2 protein-coding genes and 1 pseudogene are annotated in these 2585 nt (G+C 60.5%); all 3 read left to right on the forward strand.

The window, feature by feature from the left end; all coding sequences use genetic code 11:
• The first annotated feature begins 66 nt into the window (after positions 1-66).
• Positions 67-823, forward strand: a pseudogene (locus ACOVQ0_RS17205) (IS5 family transposase).
• Positions 824-916: 93 nt separating this feature from the next.
• Positions 917-1924 (forward strand): IS110 family transposase, encoded by a 1008-nt coding sequence (locus ACOVQ0_RS17210; protein ID WP_421887267.1) that lies wholly within the window; start codon positions 917-919, stop codon positions 1922-1924.
• Positions 1925-2212: 288 nt separating this feature from the next.
• Positions 2213-2560 (forward strand): DUF3703 domain-containing protein, encoded by a 348-nt coding sequence (locus ACOVQ0_RS17215; protein WP_421887270.1) that lies wholly within the window; start codon positions 2213-2215, stop codon positions 2558-2560.
• Positions 2561-2585 lie beyond the last annotated feature (25 nt).

Genomic DNA, 2585 nt, shown 5'->3' on the forward strand with positions numbered 1-2585 from the left:
ACCTAGGCTCAGGACCCATAGATTGGCTGAGGAGGATGTGATTCAGGCTCCGCGAGGAGACTGAGCATGAGCGACCTGTACTGGCTGACGGACGAGCAGATGGCTCGCCTTTCGCCGTATTTCCCCAAGAGCCACGGCAAGCCGCGGGTTGACGACCGGCGGGTTCTGAGTGGGATCATCTTCGTCAACCGGAACGGCCTGCGTTGGCGCGATGCGCCGAGGGAGTATGGGCCACACAAGACATTGTATAACCGATGGAAACGGTGGGGCGCGATGGGCGTGTTTGGCCGGATGATGGAAGGCCTGTCCGCCCAGAGGGCCGAACCTCAGACACTCATGATCGACGCGACCTATCTCAAGGCTCACCGCACGGCTTCCAGCCTTGGGGTAAAAAAGGGGATCTCGGGCGGCTGATCGGACGGACCAAGGGTGGCATGAACACCAAGCTTCACGCGATAACCGATGCCAACGGCCGCCCCCTGAGCTTCTTCATCACGGCCGGCCAAATCAGCGATTACACCGGCGCAGCGGCCCTTCTCGACTACCTGCCCAAGGCACAGTGGATGCTTGCCGATCGGGGCTATGATGCCGAGTGGTTCAGGGACGCGCTTGCGCAAAAGGGCATCAAGCCCTGCATTCCGGGCCGGAAATCCCGCTCCATGCCCGTCAAATACGACAAGCGCCGATACAAACGCCGCAACCGTATCGAGATCATGTTCGGCCGTCTCAAGGACTGGCGACGCGTGGCAACGCGATACGCCGCTGTCCAACCGTCTTCTTCTCCGCCCTCGCACTCGCCGCAACCGTGCTCTTCTGGCTGTGATCAGTGAGTCATCGTGTAATTGCGGCTGCTTCCCTCGGACCTTGGTTGAGGCGCACACTTCTGGTTGTCGAATCCTGAAGGAAGGAAGCAGCCATGAAGCACTATGCCGGATTGGACCTGTCGATGGAATCCACGCAGGTCTGCATCGTTGATGACAATGGTCGGAAGGTCGTGTCGGAGAAAGTGGAAAGCTCTCCGGAGGCGATCGCCATGATGCTGGAGCGATACGGTCCAATCGAGCGGGTGGTGATCGAAACGGGCCGCATGTCGCCGGCGATTTGCCTTGGTCTGCGTGAACTGGGTGTCCCGGTAGTGTGCATCGATGCCCGCCAGGCGCACCAGAGCCTCAAAGCAATGAAGGCGAACAAGACCGACCCTCACGATGCCGCCGGCCTCGCACAGTTGGCGCGCACCGGCTTCTACAAGGAGGTGCATGTCAAATCTCCGGCAGCGCATGGCGTTCGCAGCGTCATCACCGCACGCAGCCATCTGGTGGAAGCGCGTGTCCGGCTCGACAACACGATCCGCGGTCTCTGCGCGACGTTCGGCTATCGGCCCGGCGCAGGTCAAGGGAAGGCCTTCCTCGAACGGATCATGCAGGCTGCCCACATCCCGGGCCTTGGCGACGCCATCGCATCCTTGCTGTCCGTGCGCGCAGAATTGGTCGAGCAAATCAAGGAAATGGACCGCCGCCTGCGTGTCATCGCGAGCCAGTCACAAGCCTGCGAAATCTTGATGACCATCCCAGGTGTCGGCGTTCAGACCTCAGCCGCCTTCGCCGCTGCAGTCGATGAAGCAGGGCGTTTCCGACAATCGCGCAATGCCGGCGCCTACTTCGGCCTTGTGCCCCGACGTCATCAGTCGGGTGAGCTCGACTGGACAGGCAGGATCACCAAACAGGGCGACAGCACGGTGCGCAAGCTGCTCTACGAAGCTGCCAACTCGATCCTCACCCGGAGCCGTGAGACCTTCGCCCTGAAAACATGGGCCATGAAGATCGCCAAGCGTCGCGGCTTGAAGAAAGCCCGTGTCGCACTCGCCCGTCGGCTCGCGGTCATCATGCATGCCATGCTGCGCGATGGCACTTTGTTCCAGGCGTGAGGTAGGGTAGAACCTGTTTGCCAGCGGTGAAGCGTCAAAGCTGATCCGAGGGCGGTGTCCCGAGAGGGAACGCAGGGACGAACGATCTGCGAAGGTAGTCAGATGGGCTGCAAAGCCCGCTTCGAGTCAATGCAACGTTCGCCTCTGTGAGACCCGATACAGCACGACCAGGCTTCGGCCCGGCCAGTGCGGACAGATCCATGAAACCCTCAAGGGATCAACACCGCCTAGCTCTGCAATTACAGATCCTGAGCCTAGTAGGTCGAAAACAAAATGAAGATTGGTGCGATGAGCATTATTCGGACAGCCTATCGAAATGAACTGGCAGAATTCCGCGCTGCGCGTGCCAGCGGCGATTATGTTGGCGCGTGGCAAAGGCTCGAACGCGGGCACATCATCGCTCAGGGTAGTCTGCCGCTGCATCTCCACTCGCACGGCGTAATGCTGGCATTCGCGGTGTCGCGGCGCGAATGGGCCGAGGTTGCAGGCCAGGTGCTGCGTCTGTTTCTAGCGCCATTGGGCACACTGACCGGTCGCACGCCGATGGGAAATACCGGGCGATCGGACGTCAGTGCTTTTGCCTCTATGCCAATACCGGCGGATATTGCGCAGATCGTGAATGCGGGCCGTGATTGATTGTCAGAGCGTGCGCTGCCTTACG

Origin of the sequence: Novosphingobium sp. (assembly GCF_049240505.1) — a bacterium.
In the GTDB taxonomy this organism is placed as follows: Bacteria; Pseudomonadota; Alphaproteobacteria; order Sphingomonadales; family Sphingomonadaceae; genus Novosphingobium.

Bases quoted from the DNA above. Each gene is read 5' to 3' on its own strand.
- ACOVQ0_RS17210 (WP_421887267.1), top strand. From the start codon at position 917: ATGAAGCACTATGCCGGATTGGACCTGTCGATGGAATCCACGCAGGTC.
- ACOVQ0_RS17215 (WP_421887270.1), top strand. From the start codon at position 2,213: ATGAGCATTATTCGGACAGCCTATCGAAATGAACTGGCAGAATTCCGC.